Here is a 23,548-nt window from a genome sequence, read left to right as displayed (position 1 = left end):
GCAGAACTGCTCAACCGTTATGCCGGCACTGACAGGGTCAAAATCCGCAATCTTCTTGCGGAGTGAAAGTGGAATAGCCATTCCCACATTATTGGCCCCACCATGTCCGAAAAGTCACTAAACAGGACACAAGAAGCCTTGAAAGTTTAGGGGGCAAGGCAGAAGAAACTAACTTTCCTAATTCCCGCCGACTTACACAAAAGGCTGCATTATCAGGCAGTAAAGGAGGACCGGACAATGACCGAAATTGTTACCGCGCTGCTTGACAGCTATATCGAAAAGCCGGAGTAAAGCCAGTTAAACAGCCTTACGGCTCGGAGCATTGCCGGTTGTACGGTAATACGGTTGGGCGGACGCTCGGCTGATAAAAACCAGAACGAAACTCCCGCCTCGCTTCGCTCGTTGGGCTACCGCGAAAGCCGCTTCGCGACTTCCTTGGTCTCATTTGACCGCAAATGTACTGGTAGTATTAATTCATACGATTCCAGGAGGAAACAAAATGATCTCACTAGTTACCATTCGAAACGCACACCACATCCTTGGTCTCCCTACAGATGATGAATCCATCGAAGCCAAGTACGAGGAAATCTACGAAGCCGTAGATGAACGCACCGACTACTACTATGGCTTGTTCATCAATCAGTGGCATGAGCAGCACCCAGAAGCCAACGAAGTTCAACCTGGCGAAGTTACTGGTCGCTGCCATAGCCAGGCACTCCAGCGGGCGGAAGAAGAAATGCTGGAAGAATACATCAACGACCCGATCCGCGTGCTTAGGAACCGGGAAGAAGACGCTTACTAAACGACTAGAACGGAAATGACCCCACAGGAGAGGTTCGATCTCCAAATGCAACGTGAGCAGAACAATCGGGCCCAATCTGAACCAACCAGTAATCCCAACCCTTCCAAGGACCAAGACGAAAATACACTGTAGCCGTATCGCCGTGTTGCCGTAGTGCCGGTTGTACGGTACGGGCCCGAAAGTTAAAAGCCCTCCTTCGTCGGTCTTTTTGCTTTGATGCGCGCCTGCGGCGCTTGACCCACCCGTGGCGTTCTTCTCCGCTGGTGCTACGAAGAACACCACGGACCTAATAGGCTGGGACGGGGTGCGACCTTCTTCCTAGTGGCGGCTATGTCAGTGGCAGAATTGGGTACCTAGATTCTCGTAGACAGGATTGCAGTGGGTTTTCACGTTGACTCAAGGCCAGCCCCCACCATCCATCTCATCTACCCTTGGAGTGCGGGTGAACGAGGGGAAGAACCTGAAAGTCTTTGTTCGAACGAACTTCGGCGGCAGTGCCGGTCCGTAAACCGCCAGCATATGAGGGGGTTTACTGTGCATGGAGAGAAGCCCAAAGTTTGACGGGCGTTGACAAGATAGAACAAATAAAAATTAGGAGGCACGAATACGCAAGTCAAAAAGGCAATAACTTCTCTAGTGATGGCGACCACGCTAGCGGTAGGTAGTCCAGTAAAAGCCCAGGCCCAAGTACCAAACGTCAGGCCCCATATCTCACGGACCAACGGGGATCGGCTCCACAATTCTCCCATAGGGGAAAACCAGCTTCCCGGCAGTGCGCAGACCCTGCATAGGGACGGCTACTTAGACGAGGTTCTAGTGGGTCTCGGAATCGCTGAAATCCTCGCAGCAATCATCGGAACCGCCGTGACAAACCAGGTCAATCTACCCCAAGGCCTAAACGGCCAATTCGTAGATAAGCTGCCTTTCTAACCCTCTTCTTGAGCTACGCCAGCCAGTCCCGCGCTCTACCGCTACCTGCAGCTTTGTCTATCCTTTTAACGACGCTTCTCCAGTCACGCGTGTACGGCAAGTAGAACGGAGCAAGAACCGTCTTCGGGCCGAATCAGTTAAAGGCACCGCCGCAGGGCCTGGCAAAGACCGACCAACTGTGCAACAATCGGCAAGAACCCTATCCCCACCTAGCCACTTTCCGATCGCCGTTTTCACACTTTCCATTCGCCGTGCTACATAGGCAATACGACGACAGCCGGCGCTACCTCTCCGAGACATCCATGAAGAAACTAACCAACATGCTCACCATAAACCACCCCGGAGCTTGTTGGGCGACACGTTAGGGTTTACAGCTAGCGACAGGAAAGACGTTCCAGGGTTGGTTCGTGTGGGACTGTTGGAGAAGCCTTCTACTGGGGCGTAGAAGCGCGGTACAAGCGCGCATCACTCGCACTAACATCCAACTTCCCCCAGGAGACTTTGACAAATTACTCCCCACCAGCTTAGTAACCTCCCTGGTTAACCAACGAATGTACACACCCACACAATCACAACCCAAGGCGTGTCGGTTCGATTCAAACAAGCGAAAGCCGGCAAAATGTGAGGCCCCATCACATGACCCACACCACCAACAACCCCCAAACTCCGGAACAATTTCATGTCGCTGACTGGAACGTTTTAGATGTCGCTTGACAGAGGTTACCTGCCGTTGTGCAGGCTCTACTGACCGGTACTTTCTTCGTGCAGGCTTGGCAGTTACCCGAGCAGTGATCCAGGTTTGGTTTGTCTGGGGTGCCCTGGTGGGGCACCTCCACTTCGCGTTTTTGCGCTAGCTAGCTGCCCTGCTCCCACTGCTTGTACGCCTTGGCATAGCGTCCGTCTAGGGCCACCAAAGAGTTATGATTGCCGTCTTCTACTATCCGTCCGGCTTCCATGACTATGATCCTATCGGCGTCGCGGGCTTGGTCCAGCCGGTGGGCTACTACTAGTGAGGTGCGCCCGGCGGTGACGGCGCGGGCGGCTTCTTCTAGTACTTGGGCGTGTTCGCTGCCGGCCTCGGAGGTGGCTTCGTCCATGACTAGGACGGGTGGTTGGCGCAGGACCATGCGGGCCAGGGAAATTTGCTGGGCTACATCCGGGCCTACTTCCTCGTTGCCGGAGCCAATGAGGGTGTCTAGTCCACGTGGCAGCCAGCGCTGCCAGGAGACGCTGGAAGGGGTGAGCCCTACGGCTGCTAGTGCGGCCAGTAGGGAATCGTCGGAGGCACCGGGGGCGGCAAGTAGCAGATCGTCGCGCAGCGTGCCGGAGAACAGGTGGACTTCTTGCGTTACTAGCGCCACGTGTTGGGTGACCCAGGTGTTGGGCACCGTTGCTATATCCACGCCACCTACTAGTATGCGCCCGCTAGTTGGGTATTGCAGGCCCGCCATGGTGGCGGCAAGGGTGGACTTACCGGCGCCGGAGGTTCCCACTAGTGCGGTGGTGGTTCCCGCTTCCAATGTTAGAGACAGATCGGATATTACCGCGCCGCCGCCGGGGTAGGAGTAGCTTAAGTTTTCAAACTGCACGGCGGGTGCGCGGTCCAGGGCGGGCGGGATCTCACCCTCGCGGGGAGCGGACATGGCGGCCAGGGCTACTGCGCGCCCCAGGGCGGTTGCGGCGTGCTGGATTTCCCCGGAAAAGCTGAGCACGTTGAAGACGTGGATTTCTAGCCGCATCATCAGCAGCACCGCTGCGGCGGCTTCACCGGGGGTTACTAGCCCGTAGTGCACCATGGGCACGCCCATGGAAAAAGAGCCCAGCAACAGTAGGCTAAAGGCCAGGTAGCCTTGGCCCAAAATGCGGGTGAAAAGCGGCGTTCTGTCGCCCCAAGCCTGCACAGTCTCCCAGGAGTGCGCTTCCATGCGGTGTTTGGCCCATCCGGTCCAGGAGAACTGGTGCAGCGTTTCTAGCGCCCGGATGGTGTCTACCAATACGTTGTTGCGGGAGGCCTCCACGGAGGAGACCACGTTGGTGAGCACGGGAATGTCGTGGACAATCGTGCGCACCCACGGGTACATGATTATCCCTACTACCAGGAACAACAGTAGGTATAGGGGGTGTATTAGCCCTACTGTTAGCGCGGTCACGGGCAGCACCAGCAGTGTAATGGCCAGCCGTCCGCCAATCTTGGATAGCGTGTTGACGGTGGTGTTGATGTCTTTGGATAGCCGGGTCAGTACGTTGCCGGTTCCCAGCGCCATCACGTCGGGTACGGGTGCCCGGAGCACGGCCTCTAATGCTGCTTTACGCAGTGACACCGCCTGCTTGCGCACGGAGTAGCTCAGCGCAAAGGAGGTCATCACGCGCACGGTGGCCTCAATGAGCATGGTGATAGCCACTATGCTTAGCGCCGCCACTAGTGCGCCACGCCCTGATCCCAACACGGCCACGGGTGTGCCGTTGGCCAGGTCCACCATGCGTCCTAGCAGCAAAGCGCTTAGGTTCATGGAAACTACGGCCAGAATGATAAGCGCCACCCAGCCAATTACTTTCGCCCGCGTGGGCGCGGCCGGTAATCCGCGCAGGAAGGCCACGCTGCGGCGCATAGTTGCAGGGGCTAGTGCGTCAGCATTTCTTACAGCGCTCATAGTTGGATCACCTCATCAGCGGTTGCGGCCCAGGTGGGGGAGAAGCTCACCACTATGGTGCGGCGGCCTTGGCGTAACTTAGCCACGCGCGCGGCCACGGTGGCTTGGGTTAGTGAATCTAGTCCGGTGGTGGGTTCATCTAGCACCAGTACTTCCGGGTCTGCGGCCAGCGCCCTGGCTAGCGCTACGCGTTGGCGTTGCCCGCCGGATAGGTCCAGCCCGGCTTCGCCAATTTTGGTCTCTGGCAGGGGAAAAAGTTCGCCGGTGGGGCTTAGCCGGCGGACAATGTCCTCGCACGCTGCGGCGTGGATTGCCTCCGCCACCCGCTCGCTTCCTGCGGTGCCCTCGGGGTCTAGGTTCTCCAGCAGCGTGCCTTCGAATACGGAGACTTTGTGCGGTGGGCACAGGGCCCCGCGTTGGTCTAGCTCGGCTATCCGGCGGTTTACTTCCGCGCGCCCTTCCGGCGTGCGCGGCTGCCATACCGTTAGCCCCGCGCCAGGGTCAGCTGGGCCGGCCCCAGGTTCTTCGGTAGCAGACTGCGGCAAGGCTTCAATCAACTGAGCAATCCTCGCCACCGATGCCACCCCGCGCGCATACGTCTCAGTCAAAAAGCCCAAGGAGATGCCCAGGACGTTGAGGGAAGGGGGAACCAGCATGGCTACTGTCATCATGGTGCCGGAGGCCATGCGGCCTTCTACGGTTTCCCGGGCGGCGTAAAGCACTAGCGCAATGGCAAATGCCGCCGGTACTAGTTGGCGCAGCCACGCGAAGATTGCGGTGAGTCGGGTTTCTTGGATCATGGCTTCTAGCGCGGTGTCAGCTGCGCTATCAAAGCGCGATAGCACTAGCTCGTTGGCGCCTAAGCCTTTGATGACGCGGTTGCCCTCGGCGTAGTCGGTGGCAAGTGTTAGTGCGGTGTTATCGGCCCTCCTCCGGGCCTCGGCTACGCCGGTGAGCGGTTTGGCGGTAAGCCAGGACACGCCCACGGTGGCCACCGCGCCGGCAAACAATCCGGCCGCCACCAGAGGTGCCTGCGGAGCTAGGACTGCGATGGAGCCAATCAAATATCCCAGCATGAACACGGGAAAGTTGAGGATGAACTTCATCTGGCCAATGGTGTCGCTGTCCTCATCCATGGTGTTGAGCAGCTGGCCGGGGCTAAGCCCCTTGGTCCGGGTGCCAAGGAGCTTGTCCAACAGTGAAAGCCGCAGGCTGTGTGTAGTGCGTGCCTGGCTCAACTGGGTGAGCGCGTGCCCGGTGGCCTCCAAGATGTAGCTAAACCAGAAGATGGCAATGACTGCGGCCACTGGCCACAGCCAATTGAACCAGCCGGGCTGCGCGAACACCGTTTCAGTGCCCTTGGCCACGATGGCGGAGGTCACCGCGCCCAGAGGCGTGACAATCAGCAAACACGCCATCATGCGCCACACCGCGTCGCGCTGGTTGAACATCAGCGCTAATGCGGCTCGGTGTTTCCTGGACCAATCAATGGAATCAATCAGCTGGTCTTCACCAGCAGGTGCCTTTTCAGGTAGATACCAGGACCAGGTGCGCATGCGGTGGTAGGTACGCGAAGTCTCACTTGTTTGTGGTTCACCGAGTGAACTTTTGTGCGCAGTCATAGCTTGCAATTGTAGCGCCGCTAAGCCGGGTTTGATAGCAAGTCTTTATGGTCATCTTTAAGCGGACCAAAGCGGCGCGGAAATTGAGCCATCTTGTGAGCTCGGTTCTAACGGTTGGTCCGGCTGCTGTGTGCTAGGGACGTTGGTACGTTTGGGGGAGTCGGTTCCGCACGGGTTGACAAATTGGTCAGTCAAAGAAGATCGGATCGTCGCTAAACATGGTCAAGCAGGACCTGTTGCGTGCCAGCGAATCCCGGGCACCCAACGTCATTCAAGTTCGCACGCCGCGCTTAAACCCGGGGGTACTTCAGCGCCGAAGCAGACGCACGTTGCTCCTTAACCCTATTTGCCCACCCAAAAAGAAAGGTCTTCGTAAGTCTGGGGTTAACAACGGAAATTCAGTCCGAGTTTCCGGTACATGGAAAACGGTTCTTGGAAACTTACCCCAATACCGTTGCAGGCATCCGGGATGAGGACACGCTTTTTGGAATCGGGCGCGGCTAATTCGCGTGTAACCACGGTTTGGCCTGTGCCATGAGCTTGAGCCACAATCCAGAAGTCGGCAATGGCTAGGAATTCGCGGCGAGCGTCGTCACGATATTGACGGTCCGGGTGCTGGACCCAATCAGTGAGAGTCCTGAAGGACTGCACCGTCGAAACATCTGGTGCTGCCCAGAAAGACTTAGGGAGTTGGGCTGCCCAAAGGCTTAGAGGTTCGAGCTTCTTCTTGCCGCCACCGTCAATCTCCTTTTTAACAGCTTCAATAGACCCTACGTTGCCAGCCTCGTGTTGTTCGCGCAGCCATTGCCAGAAGTATGGGGCGATATCCGGATGATAATAGAGACGCGATGCTTCGATAAATACGTTCGTGTCTAGCAGGTACATCACGTATTCCCAAGTCTTTCTGTATAAGCATCGAACATGGAAATCCGACCGAACTGAAGCAGACGCAGCGCTTCGGTCATAGACGTTCTACCAGCTTGGGTGTCCCGGATGATCGCATGACTGAGTTTCCTGCCGATTCGGAATGGCTGGCTGTTGTAAAAATCTCCTCCGCCTGCTTTAGACGTACTAGCCATGAGCCGCAGTAGGCGCTTCGCTTCGTGGTCGTAGCGTTCCCAGAATCCATCTTCGGAGAGCAACGCGCAGTCGCGAAGTCGGAGAAGAACCACCAGCGTGGAGCACTTGTAGCGTCTTGCGAGCCGTTCGAGCTCGCCTGTGAGGTCATCTTTGGGATTAAACGTGCGTTTAACGTCAGTGGCTGGGACTGCAATTTCTGCCGCTACGGAGTCGCACCAGCGCTCGCTATCGGAGTCCCGGGACCGTAGTGGTTCGCCGCCTTGGCTGACACCGGACTCGCCTCTCCAGATGTGAGCGAACTCATGAAGTAGAGAAAATATCTGTCCATTCTTGGTGTCTTGGGCATTAATGAAGACTAGAGGTGCGGTAGCGGAGTGGAGGCTGAAGCCACGGAACTCCTTGAGATTCAAAGGTCTTTGGGTGTTGTTACCAACCATGGAATTGATCATGACCAGACCACCGAGCTTCTCAAACTGATCCGTAAGGTAGTGGCGCACGGCGTCACTGTTGCTCAATTTAGCTCTGGTATTAACTTCGTAGTTGAGAGCTGCAGTGATGGTTCTAGCGGTTTCTTCCACAGATAAATCACCGGCACTGCCAACAAAGGGCAAAGGTGTGTAACCGTTTAAGTCCTGAAGGTAGTCTTCGTACCATGCCTGACGGCGTTGGCTGATGTAGATGGTGTCTAGCAGTTCGGAGCTGGCACCAAGTTCGTAATCGTTAGCAGTATTCCTGGAGCGGAAGTCTGGGATCGGTAGTTCCTCCACTGGGGGTTCAGGCAGGAAGAAGTAGCCGAATGGCACGCGTGTGAAAGTGGCCAGCTTCTCTAGCTCTTTGAGGCTTGGAATGCGCTCAGTCTTTAACCAATCCTCCCAACCGCCAAACTGGTTTCGGATTTCTTGCTCACTACGGCCACTACGGTGCTGGACCCAGGTCAACAGCGGGGCGCTGACGGCGATCCCGTCCATTCCAGCACCTCCTGATTTCTATCTATGCGTTTCTCGGACTTTATCACTTTTCCAGTGACACGGTCAGCGTGTACGGGCAAAGGGCTGTTTTACGCCCCGGGACTGGCAGTGGAGTGGGGGAGGACCGCTAACCTCTTACGGGCACAACAATCCGTCCCTACCCGGTCATTGTCGGTTAGGGGCGGGTGCGTCATCACTTAGCGTGAGCGCACTAAATTTGTCGTTGCGGTCCTACACAGTCAGCTAAAGCGCAATAACGCTCTGCAAACCGCCCAGGAGACGGGAATTCCAGAGAGCTAGAGGCGGGGCCTGGTCTAGGAAGAAAAGGAGGGAATAGCAGCTAATGGCGGGAACATAGTGGCTAGGCCAGGGACTATGTTTACCAAGACGGGGATGGCAAGAAGTGCCAGAGCCGCAATTCCACCAAGCACTCCGAGGACTATGCCAACGGTAGTCCCGGGATCTTCCTGCGGAACTACAAAGGGACGGGACCCGGGGATCTCGCGAATCAACTCGTTGATAGAAGGGATATCCTTGTCAAAGTTCTCACCCTCGCTGCAAGCCTCCCACGCCCTCAGGAGGGTCTGAGAGTAACCCCTGTGGGTATAATAAGTCGTGGCAGCTTCTACCAGCTCATCGCGGGTGTGGTCGTCAGGGTGTGCGAGGGTATTCCTTGCAGCTAAGAACTTAGCCTTTGTTTTCTGGTATTCGGCGACTTCATCCGGACCTTCGAAGAAATAGCCGATTAAGTCTTCGTTCAACTCCAGCGCCATCCGCTGCCAGACCACGCTGCCTAATCCTGCTAATGCGCGATCGATTGTCTGAGGACGATTATCGAAGATCTTCTTGCCTCCCGGCCCGGTGGCTTCGTCGGGGTGCCAGTCCAAGAGCCTCCGGGTTTCTTCCAGAGCAGCGATGTCCGCGTCGGTATAGGAAATGCGACATTCACCTGAAATACCAGAATCCGGGGATAGCTGAGTAACAGTTATTGCAGATGCCGTTGGTATGACGGCTAGTGAGCCGACAATTGCACTGGACATTATGAGAGAAGATAGAAATCTCACGGAAGATCCTTTCGATAGACTATGTTCTAACTGTACTCTTATTATCCAGTTGTGGAGTGGAGATCCCCTGTGATCGTGATAACTCCAGTTTCTAATGATAGTGTGCTGCCCCCGTATCGAACGTCACGGAAATTGGTGCCCCCGGTGCCGATTAAGCTCGACCTCTGCGCATAATAGCAGGTAGGGAGGATATTCTACGGGTAGTGCCCCGTAGAATACTTAAAAGTTTGGTAGATTTTTGGCGTGAAACGTTAAGGGATCCACCGTAAGACTCGGTTTAATTTCCTCCAAGAAATGAAGGGACTCGCTACGATGATCCAACACCAATGAAGCGCTACCTTTGGTAATTTCGGCAATCAAGAACGATCCAGATTCTGCTACCGATATTTTCCGGCTGCTGTTCCAAGCAGCTGTCCGAGAATGCATCGACGCCGAGGTTGAAGAAGTCATTGGATCAAAGCCCTGCGATGTATATGGCCTCCTAGAAGTGATCCAGATTGGCGCGAAAAATGATCCATTAGGATGGTTCAATTTTAAGGGTTAATCTGGTTGCGGTGAGCTAGTCGCTCCGCTTCCTTCGTAGGGGGGTCGGTGCAGACCGGCTCGAGTAAGGGGCTTAGCCAAAGAATATCGGGTCACCGCTAGACGCAATATGGTCAAGAAGAACCTGGACGGTGGGCGTCGGCTCAATGTCGTAGGCATGAAATTTTTGGTTTCTGTCACGCCAATACAGGCTCCACAATCCAGTTTTCTTGGTGTAGCGCAGCCGTGCGATGGGCGAGCGGGTGTGGTCGCCTTTGCCATTCCAGGGTGGGCGAACTTCAACGATGGTGACGTGGCGGGCAGCAACATCCCCCTCAACCTTGATTTTATCCCACAGGTGTTCAGGGACACGGGCGTCGCACCAGCGTTGGATGCGGGCGAGATCGAGTTCTGGAATTGTCATGCCCTCGATAATACCGGGCGGCGATAGTTGGGTGTCAAGCGCCAGTGACGCTTGTACACCCAGCGCCAATCAAGTACGCACGCTGCACATAAAAACTGATAGCGTCGCAATACCTCCAATAGGGCCGTAAGGAGAGGTTTCCATTGACACGCGCGTGACCTTGTCAATCAGGTCCACATTGTAGCGCGGGGTGGCTCACCTCGTCTGCCCACCCTTTGGCCCTCTTGCCGTCCTCCGGATCGGTCCAATTAGCTCACTTTAGCCTCCTCAAACGCCATTCAAGGTCAAGAGCCGATGAAAGCCTCATATTCTACCAATCATGGACAATAGCTACCTCAATGGTGAGAGCATCCGCGTGGCTGGTGGCAGCAATATATCACCACATTGGCCACGCCTCCCGGAGGATTTACGCTTGTTGATTTTCGAGATGTTCCTCGACCTTGTCAAGGAATTCCGGCGTGAGGCATTGGAAGGAGCCCGGCTCTAGGATTTCGTAGGCTTCCACGCTTAGTTTTGGCGTTCGCCCTGGAAACGCGGTGGAGTCCACTATGGCAATAAAAGCTACCTCATCGCGCACACGGAACGCAGTGATGTCTGCGACGTCGTCCGGCACACTCACCGTAACTACGGTGGGGAGATCTTCCAGGTCTTTATTGCTCTTAATCTGCTCCTCTAGGCGCAGTTCTAGCTGATCCGTAGGCACTGTGGAAATCTTCTGAATCACGGCCCGGATGCCGGTGACGGAACTGCGGACGCGAATATCTTCGAGAGCCTCCTGCACCCGAGTGAATCGCTCTGCTGTTAGCCCAACGTATGTCGGTCGGTGGTCGGTATGGCTCCAGCTCAACCCCATGTCTACGTTGTTGGTGGCTAAATCCCTGGCAAAGTCTGTCATGGCCCTAGCTACGCGGGGGCCAAGATTGTAGATGCGTTCGGCGAACTTTTCCTTCTGCATGTCTGAGGTTTCAGTCTGTGCCTCACCTGTGACCTCGTCCATTTCTAGGAGGTCACCTAGCTCTTTAAAAGTGCGGTGGATCAGGTCCTCAGCGGCGGAGTCTTTCAAAAGGGCACCATCCTCAGCTTCAGCGGGTGAGAAACTCAACACCACGGAACCCGGTTGGGGTGATGCGCTTAAGGCTAGACGAGTGGACTGGACCAAGGAATCCGGTAGTTTCCCGCGCGCAGTCTTTTTGCCTTCCAAGGAAGCACCGAGTGAGGTGATTAGCGTTTGAAATGTTTGTAAGATCGAACCTGCGGTACTCAACGGGATGGTATGCCCTGATACCCCGGAGCCGGAAAGTCTCAGGCTACCGGAGGAAGTTTCAACAGCTTCAGGCATGTGGGTCCGCTGATGAAAGGCACGATTTTCGCGAACTATGTCGGAGATAGTGAAATGGGGTGGAAGCTTCTCTGACTCGTCAAGACTTTCCAAAAATTCCAGCGGATCGGGAAGAGTCCTCCGTCCGCGCTCCCCAAGATTATTGGAATCCATTTACTAAAACCTCCAGGTATCCTTGCCGCGGGTAAGTCCAAGTTAGGGTCGGAAATCCAGCGCCCTGGCGTTGGCGTTGCCACCAGTCGTCCCAATACCCACGATCTTCATAGTAGTCTTCTGCCGCGGGTGAATTTCGAGAAACCACCGAGGGATTCCATCAAGCTATGTAGGCATCGATTCGAAGTTGAGACCTCTGAAGGTAACTTTTGAGGACACCGGACTGTAGGAAGATTGGAGTGGGGATTTTCGTTCGCAACGAGCGGTTGCGTCCGCTAGCGTGGTGTATCTGTATCCCGCGATAGAACTGATGTCGAGAAACATCGGTTTCCCTGGGGTCATTGTTCTGCCTAGAACGCGGAGGTGCTGTTTACAGAGACGTCCCAGCAGGCTGGTGTGCACCACGGCGCGGACTCCGGCGGGCATGTCGGTGCGTATCTGGCCGGGGGCGTCCAACCTCTGGTTAGCTAATAGTCAAACCTCGCCAGCTGAACCAACCGGGGCCACAGAAATCCGTGACCCCGGGAGAGGGGTTTAGCGAAGGCCGGAGACTATCCGGTTGGTTTCCATCGCCACGCGCGTGACCTTGCCGATTAGGTCCACGATGTAGCGTGGGTTGCCCACCTCGTCTGCCCAGTCGTTGGGGTCGTTGACTATTCCAGAGGCCTTGTCCTTCTTCACCTGATAACGGTCAATGATCCACGCCAGCGCGGAACGCGAACCCAGCATGTAGCCTTCGGCTTCCTCCGGGATGTCAGTGATGGTGACCTTCGGGTTGTAGATCAGCGTGGTCGTGTCATTGACCTTCTTGCCGGTCTCCGGGGAGGTCTTCTTAGCCCACCTCATCTTCTTTACCCCCCAGGTTTCCCTGTCAGACTCATCAGCAGTGGACTTAACCCGGATATCCAGCGGCCACGGCTCCACGTCCTCATAACCTACGTGCAGGTCCATGAGCTGCTCACCAGCAACCGCGAACTTATCAAACTCATCCCGCGAGGACGGCGTCTCTATATGTGGCAGCATCTTCTTCAAATCAGCCTCATACTGCTCACGGTAGTTTGGGTCGTGGAGCTTTCCGTACACAAAGTGGAAGATGTCATCACCAGAGATATCAGTCCCCAGCGCCTCACGGTAGATGCCCTTAATCTCATCAGTGATGTTGTCCACACGCACGTAGCCATCAACTTCCTCACCAACCTGGCCGTAACGGCTGGCCTCACCCAGCCCGGTGGACACCGCAGAGCCAAACAACTCGCCTTCCGCAGCTTCAGACTTTTCCCAGGTAAAACGTGAGAAGAATTGACCGTGACTCAAGGTATCCAGGTTGGGGATTAGTTTAGATCCGAGCGCAGAGAAAGGCTGAGTTGTTCCAGTGCCTGTCACGATAAAGCCAATGTTGTTGTGCTTCAGAGTCGGGAACATCGTGGGCAGCTGATACGTACGGTTGTTGAGTTGATTCTTAGGGTCAAAGTAGACGAATTGCGGAAAGAATGGCCTGTACATTGAGCATCGATAACCACTGCTTCGTTCGATGATTAGGACACTGCGTGTAACCTGTTTCTTATTTATGTAGTCCCACTTGAACTTCGTGGAATCGTACTTCAGAGTTTCAAGTGCCTCTTTTTCGGGGGTGCCCCGTTCCAGCAGTCTTCCTATGCGCTGGCACTCCTGCTCGTAGAAATCGATCATTCCGGTCACGTTGTCTTTGACTGTACGAGGATTTGAATTGTAGCAGAATGCGTCGCGGTTGGTGGCTAGGCCAAGAGAATAATTCGAGAAGATACGTGTGGAGGTAGCTTTCTTCTTGTCACCGATTACAGGCCAGGTTCCGAATTCTTCACTACGTTGGTTGAGCCAGTCGCCGTGTTTGTTTGGTGTGATGGTTTCCCAGTCGATGTTGTCGAGGGTGGAGTGGTCGACGATGTCCAGTTTTTCCTTCGACTTTAGGTGGTCACCGATATCGCGGTAGTGGATGGTGCATCCCTGCTTGCCTGGATCCTTGATTCCAATCATCACAGCGACAGTTGTGCGGATATTGTCGCTAAATACGTTGCCTCCCTCGGCCTGGCGTAAGGCACCTGCGGTCCTGGCGTTGCCGCGGAGGTTGTAGATGTAGATGTCGGTGAAGTCTTGCTGGAATGATAGGCGCACGCCGGCGGCGGTGTTGCCGTCTAGCCAGCCGCCGTTGGAGACGAACGCGAGGATTCCTTGGTCTTGGATGCGGTCAGTGGCCCAGCGGAAAGCTCTCAAATAAGAGTCATAAAGCTGAGATTTCCGAGCACCCGTTGAAAGCGCCGCGTAAGTTTCTTCGATTCGGCCATCGAGTGTGGGGTACTTAAGGTTTTGGTTATTGTCGTTGGCGTCTTTCTGGCCAGCCGAGTACGGAGGGTTACCTACGATTACTTGGATGGGGGCTTGCTTCTGCCGTTCAATCTTGTCGTTGTTTTCTGCGAAGATGTCCAGATCTAGGGTGTCGTCTTCTTCGCTGGTTTGGAAGGTATCGGCCAGAGCTATGCCCTCAAACGGGACGTAGTCCGGTGTTTCCTGGCCTTCGTGTTGGGCGCGTTCAAGCTGGAGTGCGTTGTAGGTGGCCTCGATGTTGACCGCAGCGACGTAGTAGGCCAGCAGCATGATCTCCGTGGCGTGCAGCTCGTTGGCGTACTTACGCGCAAGATCCTCAGGTTTGATGAGCCCGGTTTCCAGCAGTCGCACCATGAACGTGCCCGTGCCGGTAAATGGATCAAGGATGTGTACGCCTTCATCAGACAGGCTGCGGCCGAAGTGCTTGACCATGGCGTCATTAGCCGCACGCAGGATAAAGTCCACGATTTCCACCGGGGTGTAGACAATGCCCAGGGATTCGGATTGCTTCTTAAACGCCTTTTGGAAGAAACGCTCGTACAGGTCTTTGACCACCTGCTGCTTACCGTCAGCGGAGTTCACGGCACTAGCACGGACTTCCACGCTGCGGTAGAAGCCTTCCAACTGGTCAAGCTCAGTGCTGAGCTTCTGGTCTTCCAGGGCGTCCACCATGCGCTGCATGACGCGGGAGACCGCGTTGTGCTTGGCAAAGTCATGCTCAGAAAACAACGCGTTGAATACCGGTGCGGTAATCAAGTGCTGGGAGAGCATACTGATAGCGTCATCGCGGGTAATGGAGTCATTAAGGTTACCGCGCAGACCCTCAACGAAGGCGTCGAACTCCCGGAGAAGCTCATCATCAGCAGCGTCCAAAATAGCACCAATACGCTCAATATGGACCTGGGTGATGTCTGCTACGTCATTGGCCCAATCCTCCCAGTAGGTACGGGTTCCCACCTTGGTGACAATGCGGGTGTAGAGCGCTTCTTGCCACTCCTCGAGGCTGAATAAGGTCAGCTGGGTTGCCATCTCCCGGTTATCATCAGCGGTGGGGCTTAGGCCATCTGCGCCAATGACGTCAACGGTGACTTTGTCCTGGAGGGACCCACCGGGGGCATCGGTGCCATTTGCTACCTCCGTGCTTGCCTTGCCAGTCTTGCTGTTGAGCGCGGTGGAGTTGACCATGGCGTTAAAGCGGTCATCGTGGGCGCGAAGGGCGTTAAGTACCTGCCAGACAACCTTAAAGCGTTTGTTATCCGCCAGGGCAACCTCCGGGGAGGTGCCCGCCGGGATGCCGATGGGCAAGATGATGTAGCCATATTCCTTGCCAGGGGACTTGCGCATCACGCGGCCCACGGACTGGACCACGTCCACCACGCTATTGCGGGGATTTAAGAAGATGACAGAGTCCAAGGCGGGAACATCCACGCCCTCGGAAAGGCAACGGGCGTTGGTGAGAATACGCGTGGTCTGGGAATCAATGGTGGGGTCTTTCAGCCACCGGAGTTTCTCCGTGCGGGTGGGCGCGTTCATGGTGCCATCCACGTGCTGGGCCTCCACCCGCAAATCCAGGTTCAGGGTGGAAATGGAGTCATCTTCCTCAGCCTTATCCGCAATGGAATCAGCAAACAGCGCTGCAATGTTTGGGAAAGACATAGCGACCTGCTTGGAGGATTTGATGTCCTTGGCAAAGGCCACCGCGCGCTTCATAGGGGCATCACCAGCAGCAAAGCCCTCCTGGGTGCCCTGGAACTCACCAGAGCGTTTAGCCAGGCCGTTCCAACAACCAATGATCTTCGTGGCATCATCCAAGGTCAGCTCACCGTCATCATTGGCCACAGACTGCTGCAACGTCTTAGCCGCAGCGCCCTCATCAACGGCTAGGACCAACACCTTGTAGTCAGTCAACAAGCCCTTATCCACGGCCTCACCAAAGCCCAGACGGTGGAACTCAGGGCCGTAGATGGCTTCATCATCCATCGAGGAGATTTCTGCGGAATGCTCGGCGGCTTTGTCTTTGAGGGCGTCGTCGAACAACCGTGGGGTGGCGGTCATGTACAACCGCTTGGCGGCCCTGATGAACTTCTCATCATGCACCCGGGTAAAAGCAGACGGAGTTTCACCAGCCAAGGTCACACCCGTGGTGCGGTGGGCCTCATCGCAGATAACGAGGTCAAAGTCATCAGCGCCAGCTTCCTGCGCGGCGTGGATGACCTCCATGGACTGATAAGTAGTAAACACGACCTGCAAGCCCTTAAAACGCTTGCCACCAGAAGCAAGTTTCTCCGCCAACTTCTTACCATTGGTAGTTACCGGGATGTCCAAGTCATAGGCCTTAATGTCCTCTACTTCCTTGGAGACCTTCTTATCCGAACACACCGCAAAAGGACGCAAGCCCTCCTCGGTGTGCTGCGCCCACTCGCGCAAAGTTTGCCCCAGCAGAGAAATTGAAGGAACAGCGAAAAGGATTTTGGCGCGCCCACCGTTGTTGCGGGCAACCTCCTCCGCCAAACGCAACGCCGTGAACGTCTTACCCGTGCCACAGGCCATGATCAACTTGCCGCGATCATGGGTAGTAAAGCCCTGCATCACCGCGTCAATAGCCTGGCGCTGGTGCGGACGCGGGCTAAACGGCTTGCGCACATTAAGGTCAACCTCAAAGGACTGATCCGCGGAAGGGTAAACGATGTCCCAATCAATGGGGGCATCGGCAATATCGGCAATACCGATACGTTGCACTGGGATGGACTGCGCGTCCAAGGCAGCTTCAGCGTTTTTAGACCAATCCGACGTAGCAATGATAATCCGGTTGCTAAAGGACTTGCGGCCATCCTCGGTTTGGAAGGTCTTACCAGATTCGGTGAAGAAAGAATCAATGTCAGACTTAGCCAGGCGGTGTTTGACGTTATAGAACTTGCACTGAACAGCCGTCCACTCACCAGATTCCCGGTCACGGGCCACCAGGTCAATACCAGTGTCTACCCGGCCGCCGTTATAGCGCCAATCCTTCCACCGGAAGACCTCATCATACTGTGCAGAAAGCACCGGATGGAGCTTAAAATACCTGGCCATCAAGTCCTCAAACTTGAAACCACGCGTAACGTTATCAGGGATCTTGTTAAGCTCTTCCAGGACATCATTAAGGGTAGACATAAAAGATATTCTGCCAGAAAGGAGGAGCTAATAAAAGGTGGATCACTAAACTGCTTTCAGGACATTGCTAAAGTATCCGCTTTTCGCCGGAATTTTGTGCTTACGAGCAAGACCAGCATCCCTGACTGCTGCCGTTGACCGGCTGTGGAGGGCTAGAGTGGCCGTATGACCAAATCAAGGATTTATTTGGGGTTCGCTGCGCTGGCAGGTTTGCTTGTGCTGGTTACTGTTCTTACTGTTGGAAATACCCAGCACAATGCTCCGGACCGCAATACCACCACATCAACTCAGGTGACGGAGGTTGACACTAGCTACTGGAACAAGGAACGGATGGAGTCAGCGTCTCCCGTGCAGATGCCATCCTGGTGATGCTACCTCGGCTGCAATTGCTTTGGGACTCAGCCGCAAGCCGGGATTTAGGGCGGGGGTGCTGCTATCCCGAGCCGATTTCTTGGGGAGGAGAGGTTGCGGGGTTTTGGGTGGGAGAGGTTGCGGTCTTTGCGGAAATGAAACATTCGCAGCCGGCTTTCGCGGGAATAATGAGAGTGCAATAGAGGCCTTGGTGCAATTTGTAGTTTTAGATAGACCTGGTTTACTCTTATTGAGTCCGCGCCGAGTAATCGGCTGCAGACTTGTTCAAAGCCCCGTTCGTCTAGTGGCCTAGGACGCTGGCCTCTCACGCCGGTAACACGGGTTCGAATCCCGTACGGGGTACAAAATTAAAAGACCTTCCGAATATATCGGGAGGTCTTTTTAGGTTTTTCTGCCGGCCTTCTTTGTCGGGGTGGTGTTGGAGGTCTGCGGAGGGACTGACACCGGCCATTTTCGGGGGGATGGTGAAGAAGATCGCAGACCGGTATTTGGTGCAGGTGGAGGGGGCAATTCTAGAGGGGTTGGGCCCCGGAATTAAGCGGAGTGGGGGACTTCAATTGCCGAGGTTTCCTGACAAGTGTAGGCTCGCATAAGTCACACGGTTGAAATTATTTGTTCAACTCATTGAACATTTGCAATTCTAGTGGCCTGACTTGCCCTTTTTCGGGTTAGTAGCTGCCAAGGTTGCGCAGCAATTTTCCCTAATTTTCGCCAATTAGCTACCGCAAAAAGACCATCTGCGAACCCCAGAAAGGAGTGAAGAAAAATATCCGCACAAGGAGCTGATACTCCTCACCTTGTTTATTTTTCATCCATTAGTGAAAACACCCGACGCTTCGTTGAAAAACTGGGCATAGAAGCCGCGCGCATTCCCCTCCGGCCACGGAAGGAAGGCATGCTCTACGTCAACTCGCCCTACGTTCTCATCGTTCCCACCTATGGAGGAGGCAACCCCAAAGCCGCCATTCCACCGCAGGTGCGGGGGTTTTTAAACGTCCCCGAAAATCGTGCCTTGCTACGCGGAGTCATCCCATCCGGCAACACGAACTTCGGTGAAGCCTACTGCTCCGCTGGGCCCATGATTGCCCGCAAGTGCGGGGTGCCCGAGCTCTACCAATTCGAGCTCCTAGGCACGTCACGCGATGTCGAGGTAGTTCGCGAGGGGCTCTTGAAATTCTTCGAATCAGACCTGTTCACTGGCCATCCCAGTGACACCCAATCTAAAGACCACAACTAAAGGAAGTTCTCCACATGAGCGACGCTCACACCACCACGGCGCAAGACGCAGCGCCGAAGGCGCCAGGTATTGGCGAACGCAAGCGCTACCACTCCCTTAACGCGCAGCTTAACCTCTATTCCGCAGACGGAAAGCTGCAGCTGGAAAAGGACCAGGAAGCCATTGCGGCATACCTTGAGGATGAGATAAACCCGAAGTTTAAGCACTTCGCGGACCCCTTGGAACGCCTTGACTGGTTGATCGAGAATAACTACTACGAAGAAAAGGTCATCCGGGCCTACTCAGAGGAGTTCCTCCGCGAACTCTACGACTTTGCCCACGGCTACGGGCACAAGTTTGAAAGCTTCGTGGGAGCCATGAAGTTCTACACCTCCTACGCCCTGAAGACCTTTGACGGCAAGGAATACCTAGAGTCCTTCCCCGACCGCGTGGTAGCCACCGCGCTGGCGCTAGGGGAGGGCAAGCCAGAATGGGCGCGACGCTACACCGAGGAAATGCTGGCCGGGCGTTTCCAGCCAGCCACCCCCACCTTCCTCAACGGCTCCAAGGCCCAGCGTGGTGAGTTTGTCTCTTGCTTCCTCCAGCGCGTGGAAGACAACCTAGAGTCCATCGCCCAGGCGGCCAGCAACGCCCTGCAGCTGTCTAAGCGCGGCGGTGGCGTGGCCACCCTTTTGACCAACCTGCGCGAGCTGGGTGCGCCAATTAAGCACATTGAAAACCAGGCCTCCGGCGTGGTTCCGGTGATGAAGATCTTCGAAGACATCTTCTCCTACGCCAACCAGCTGGGCGCACGCCAGGGTGCCGGCGCAGTCTACATGAGCGCTCACCACCCAGACATTTTGCGGTTCTTGGACACCAAGCGCGAAAACGCTGATGAGAAAATCCGCATCAAGACGCTCTCACTCGGCGTGGTCATCCCGGACATCACCTTTGAGCTGGCGCGTGACAACAAGCCCATGGAGCTATTTAGCCCGTACGACATCTTGCGCGAATACGGCAAGCCCATGTCAGATATTTCCATCACCGAGCACTACGAAGAGCTGGTGGCCAACCCGAAGATCCGCAAGACCACCATCAACGCCCGCGCGTTCTTCAAGACCATCGCGGAGCTGCAGTTCGAATCCGGATACCCCTACATCCTGTTCGAAGACACCGTAAACCGCGCCCACCAGTTGGACGGGTACATCAACATGTCCAACCTGTGCTCGGAAATCTTGCAGCGCAATACCCCGTCCACCTTCAACGAGGACGGCTCTTACGACGAGCTAGGTGAGGATATTTCCTGCAACCTGGGCTCGCTCAACATTGCCAAGGCCATGGCCGCAGCAGATCTGGGCAACACGGTGGAAACCGCCGTGCGCGCCCTGACCGCGGTATCTGATTCCTCCAACATCAACGCCGCGCCTTCCGTAGCCAACGGCAACGCCCAATCCCATGCCATTGGTTTGGGGCAGATGAACCTGCACGGCTTCCTGGCCAGCCAGCACATCTACTACGGCAGCGAGGAAGGCCTGGACTTCACCGACATCTACTTCATGACCATGGCCTACCATTCCGTACGGGCTTCGTGTGCCATTGCCAAAGAACGCGGGGAGACTTTCTCCGAGTTTGAAAAATCCCGCTACGCCTCCGGCGAGTACTTTGACTACTACCTAAACCGTTCTCTTGAGCCAAAAACCGCGAAGGTCCGTGAAGTCTTTGCCGGCCATGAGCTTCCCACCCGCGAGGATTGGGAAGAGCTCAAGAAGGACGTTATGGAGTACGGCATGTACAACGCCTACCTGCAGGCGGTTCCCCCAACCGGCTCTATTTCCTACATAAATCACTCAACTAGCTCCATCCACCCGGTGGCTTCCCAGATTGAAATCCGCAAGGAAGGCAAGCTGGGACGCGTCTACTACGCCGCACCCCACCTAGACGATGAGAGTGCCCCCTACTTCCAAGACGCCTACGAGCTTGGCTTTGAAAAGATCATTGACACCTACGCCGCAGCCACGCCGCACGTGGACCAGGGCTTGTCCTTGACGCTTTTCTACACGGATAAGGCCAACACTCGCGACCTTAACCGTGCCCAGATCTACGCATGGCGCAAGGGAATCAAAACCCTCTACTACGTCCGCATCCGCCAACCAGCCCTCATGGGTACTGAGGTTGAAGGCTGCGTTTCCTGCGAGCTCTAGAGGCTACATTCCGCCGCACGTGAGGTTTTAGACCTCACGTGCGCAGTCCTAATTTTGCCAAGAAATTAACTACCAGAAGGAAAGAAAATGAACTTTCAAGAAATCCTGGACTTCTCCCAAACCCCTCCGGGTTTTAGGAAAGACGCTGATAAACCACTGCGCCCAATCAACTGGAACCGTATTCAAGACGATAAAGACCTCGAGGTCTGGAACCGCCTGACGGCAAACTTCTGGCTGCCGGAGAAAGTTCCGCTGTCCAACGACCTCAACGACTGGCGCAAGCTCACGGACCAAGAACAAGAGCTGACCATGCGCGTGTTCACCGGCCTGACCCTCCTGGACACCGTCCAGGCCACGGTCGGCGAGATCAGCCAGATCCAGGACGCCCGCACCGAGCACGAAGAGGCCGTCTACACCAACATCGCCTTCATGCAGGCCGTCCACGCGCGCAGCTATTCCTCGGTGTTCTCCACCCTGGCGTCCACGCCGCAGATTGACTCCGCGTACGCCTGGGCCGTCAACAACCCGCACCTACAAGAGCGCGCTAAGCGGGTGCTCGTGCACTACTACGGTGATGACCCCCTCAAGCGCAAGGTTGCGGCCACCCTGTTGTCCTCCCTGCTGCTCTACGCAGGCTTCTACCTGCCGCTGCACTTTAGCGTCAACGCCCGGCTGACCAACACCGCCGACATGATCCGCCTCATCCTGCGTGACAAGGCAGTCCACGGCTACTACTCCGGCTACAAGTACCAGCGCGGTCTGGACCACGCCACGCCCGAGCGCCGCAAGGAGATGGAGGAGTTCACCTTCGAGCTCACCCAAGACCTCTATGATCTCGAGCTGGAGTACTCCGGGGAGCTCTACGAGCCGCTGGGACTCATGGAAGACGTAGCTGTATTCGTGCGCTACAACGCCAACAAAGCACTGATGAACCTGGGCTACCCGGCCTTGTTCCCGTCCGAAACCACAGAGGTCAACCCCGAAATCTTGGCGGCGCTGGCACCAGGTGCGGAAGAAAACCACGACTTCTTCTCCGGCTCTGGTTCCTCCTACATCATTGGCAAAGCGGTAGATACCGACGACGATGACTGGGATTTCTAAACTTCCCCGCAACACCGCCAACCAGAACTTATAACTGGATAAACCCAATTTCCCCCAACTGCTTTAAGGAGCACTGAATGAAGATTTCCGTAATTGTAGGTAGCCTCCGCCGCGCCTCCATTGCCCGCAAGATTGCTAACCACGCTATTGAGCTGTTCCCAGAAGGCGTGGAGGCAGAGATCGTAGAAATCGGTCACCTGCCGCTCTACAACTTCGAGTACGACGACCCCACCGTCGAAGATGTGGACACCCCACAGGCCTACACCGACTTCCGTGAGACCATCAAGGCCAGCGACGGAATCCTGTTTGTCACCAGTGAGAACAACCGCACAATTCCGGCGTGCCTGAAAAACGCCGTGGACATTGGATCCAAGCCGAACTCCGACGTTGCCTGGAAGAACAAGCCGGTGGGCATCATCTCCCACTCCGTGGGCCGCATGGGCGGTTACTCCTCCCAGAAGAACCTGCGTCTGGCGCTGAGCTACTTCGATATGCAGACCCTGCCGCAACCAGAGGTCTTCCTGGGCCAGTCCGACACCCTCATCGGTGAAGACGGCAAGATTGAGCCAGAGCGCACCATCGAGTTCGTCCGTGACTATGTCACGCGGCTGACTGAGCTGGTGAACAAGCAGCAGTAGCCCTTTGAACGGCAGATTGAAGCCCCTTGCCAACGCTGTTCGAGCGTTTGGCGAGGGGCTTTGTGTTTGTGCCAGTTCGAGTTTCGAAGACCGATTTGAGATCCGAATCCAAGGTAAATCTGGCGAAAGGAATTGGTGGTTAGGCTTGAATCAATTCGGGAGTCAAGGCTTCATCATCTTGGTTCGAGCATAGGATCCAAAACTCGATTGGATTCATCTTGTCAATGACTGGGGAAATAATTTCCTTAATGCTATTTTCAAGAGCACTTGGGTAGGTGTGCATTTTCTAATTCCTTATTGTTTGGGAGAGAAGGTGACATTTAAGAACCTTCCCTCCATCTTAGCTTCACTATGGGATGAATCAGACTTGATCATACTCTGATTTTTGACAACTTCCTCAAGTATAGCCTTGAGGGAATTATTCCTTCCGTATATCTTAATAGTATGTCCGGTGGAATGGGCACGTTCGTTGCCCAAGGTTATCATGTGGGTCAAAACTCTCGCGTAAACATTCTTCACCCTCTCGCGCAATTTCGACTCATCCTCCCAGTCCAGGAACTCTGGGGATAGGGTTACCGTAAGTAGCTTGGTCATAGTTTGCCGACGAGTGTCCACTAATTCGAGGATGGCATCGATTCTCTTCTCATGGTTTATCGGGTCTTCCTGGCTCAAGATCATCGCGTGAACCGGAACATTCAGACCAATGTATTTTGTCAAGCTGAAGTGATCCGTTTTGGCGCGGAAAAGTGATCCGTTTTGGCGCGTGCATGTTTTTTTATTTGGGTGGGTTTGTGGGGTTGGGGTGGTCGGTGTTGGGCAGGTTTAAGCGCCCCGTTGGCTTCTGCGGTTGGTGTGGTGGTTGCAGGTGCCAGGGGGCGTTGTGGTGTGGTTGTTGGGGGTTATTTCATCAGGGCGTGTGCGACGCGGTAGCTGGGGCCGGTGAATTTGAGT

14 protein-coding genes, 1 tRNA gene and 1 pseudogene are annotated in these 23,548 nt (G+C 55.3%); 6 read left to right on the top strand and 10 right to left on the bottom strand.

Annotation, left to right across the window (positions count from 1 at the left end; translation table 11 throughout):
• Positions 1-81 (bottom strand): annotated as a pseudogene (locus F4V58_RS13065) (helix-turn-helix domain-containing protein); the annotation flags it as partial.
• Positions 82-499: 418 nt separating this feature from the next.
• Between F4V58_RS13065 and F4V58_RS06315 the strand changes: the two are divergent.
• Positions 500-802, top strand: coding sequence for a hypothetical protein (locus F4V58_RS06315; RefSeq protein ID WP_075734335.1), 303 nt, complete (start codon positions 500-502; stop codon positions 800-802).
• A 1,784-nt stretch (positions 803-2,586) separates the two neighbouring features.
• Here the strand turns inward: F4V58_RS06315 and F4V58_RS06310 are convergent.
• The 8 genes from F4V58_RS06310 to F4V58_RS06275 all read right to left on the bottom strand — a co-directional run bounded on the left by F4V58_RS06310 (position 2,587) and on the right by F4V58_RS06275 (position 17,069).
• Positions 2,587-4,383: an ABC transporter ATP-binding protein gene (locus tag F4V58_RS06310; protein ID WP_075734331.1), complete on the bottom strand. Its 1,797-nt coding sequence runs from the start codon at positions 4,381-4,383 to the stop codon at positions 2,587-2,589.
• Complete coding sequence (locus F4V58_RS06305) at positions 4,380-6,005, bottom strand: ATP-binding cassette domain-containing protein (RefSeq protein WP_245802955.1); 1,626 nt, start codon at positions 6,003-6,005, stop codon at positions 4,380-4,382. Before F4V58_RS06305 ends, F4V58_RS06310 begins: the two co-directional genes overlap by 4 nt.
• A 384-nt stretch (positions 6,006-6,389) precedes the next feature.
• Positions 6,390-6,890 (bottom strand): DUF4411 family protein, encoded by a 501-nt coding sequence (locus tag F4V58_RS06300; RefSeq protein WP_084559709.1) that lies wholly within the window; start codon positions 6,888-6,890, stop codon positions 6,390-6,392.
• Positions 6,890-8,053 carry an ImmA/IrrE family metallo-endopeptidase gene (locus tag F4V58_RS06295; RefSeq protein WP_075734325.1) on the bottom strand — a complete coding sequence of 388 codons (1,164 nt, stop codon included), beginning with the start codon at positions 8,051-8,053 and terminating at the stop codon, positions 6,890-6,892. The genes F4V58_RS06300 and F4V58_RS06295 overlap by 1 nt, the downstream gene beginning before the upstream one ends.
• 314 nt (positions 8,054-8,367) lie before the next feature.
• Entirely contained in the window at positions 8,368-9,093 is a 726-nt protein-coding gene (locus tag F4V58_RS06290) for a hypothetical protein (protein WP_075734323.1), read from the bottom strand.
• 640 nt (positions 9,094-9,733) lie between these two features.
• The gene (locus F4V58_RS06285) at positions 9,734-10,063 is read right to left on the bottom strand and encodes a DUF3024 domain-containing protein (protein WP_075734321.1); all 330 of its coding nucleotides are present in this window, start codon (positions 10,061-10,063) and stop codon (positions 9,734-9,736) included.
• Positions 10,064-10,469: 406 nt separating this feature from the next.
• Positions 10,470-11,402: a hypothetical protein gene (locus F4V58_RS06280; protein ID WP_150385727.1), complete on the bottom strand. Its 933-nt coding sequence runs from the start codon at positions 11,400-11,402 to the stop codon at positions 10,470-10,472.
• 687 nt (positions 11,403-12,089) lie between these two features.
• Positions 12,090-17,069 carry a DEAD/DEAH box helicase gene (locus tag F4V58_RS06275; RefSeq protein WP_075734317.1) on the bottom strand — a complete coding sequence of 1,660 codons (4,980 nt, stop codon included), beginning with the start codon at positions 17,067-17,069 and terminating at the stop codon, positions 12,090-12,092.
• A 641-nt stretch (positions 17,070-17,710) separates the two neighbouring features.
• On the opposite strand from F4V58_RS06275, the gene F4V58_RS06270 reads away from it, so the two are divergent.
• The 5 genes from F4V58_RS06270 to F4V58_RS06250 all read left to right on the top strand — a co-directional run bounded on the left by F4V58_RS06270 (position 17,711) and on the right by F4V58_RS06250 (position 22,597).
• Positions 17,711-17,783 (top strand) — tRNA-Glu (locus F4V58_RS06270).
• Between the two features lie 424 nt (positions 17,784-18,207).
• Positions 18,208-18,678: a class Ib ribonucleoside-diphosphate reductase assembly flavoprotein NrdI gene (gene nrdI, locus F4V58_RS06265; RefSeq protein ID WP_075734313.1), complete on the top strand. Its 471-nt coding sequence runs from the start codon at positions 18,208-18,210 to the stop codon at positions 18,676-18,678.
• A gap of 14 nt (positions 18,679-18,692) precedes the next feature.
• Positions 18,693-20,858 (top strand): class 1b ribonucleoside-diphosphate reductase subunit alpha, encoded by a 2,166-nt coding sequence (nrdE, locus tag F4V58_RS06260; RefSeq protein ID WP_084559708.1) that lies wholly within the window; start codon positions 18,693-18,695, stop codon positions 20,856-20,858.
• Positions 20,859-20,945: 87 nt separating this feature from the next.
• Entirely contained in the window at positions 20,946-21,959 is a 1,014-nt protein-coding gene (gene nrdF, locus F4V58_RS06255) for a class 1b ribonucleoside-diphosphate reductase subunit beta (RefSeq protein ID WP_075734311.1), read from the top strand.
• A 77-nt stretch (positions 21,960-22,036) separates the two neighbouring features.
• Entirely contained in the window at positions 22,037-22,597 is a 561-nt protein-coding gene (locus F4V58_RS06250) for an NADPH-dependent FMN reductase (protein WP_075734309.1), read from the top strand.
• A gap of 294 nt (positions 22,598-22,891) precedes the next feature.
• On the opposite strand, the gene F4V58_RS06245 is transcribed toward F4V58_RS06250, so the two are convergent.
• Positions 22,892-23,314, bottom strand: a complete 423-nt coding sequence (locus F4V58_RS06245) for a hypothetical protein (RefSeq protein WP_075734307.1) — start codon at positions 23,312-23,314, stop codon at positions 22,892-22,894.
• Between the last annotated feature and the right edge of the window lie 234 nt (positions 23,315-23,548).

This window comes from Corynebacterium phocae, assembly GCF_008693075.1.
Taxonomy (GTDB): domain Bacteria; phylum Actinomycetota; class Actinomycetes; order Mycobacteriales; family Mycobacteriaceae; genus Corynebacterium; species Corynebacterium phocae.
This window is presented reverse-complemented; position numbering and strand designations above follow the sequence as displayed.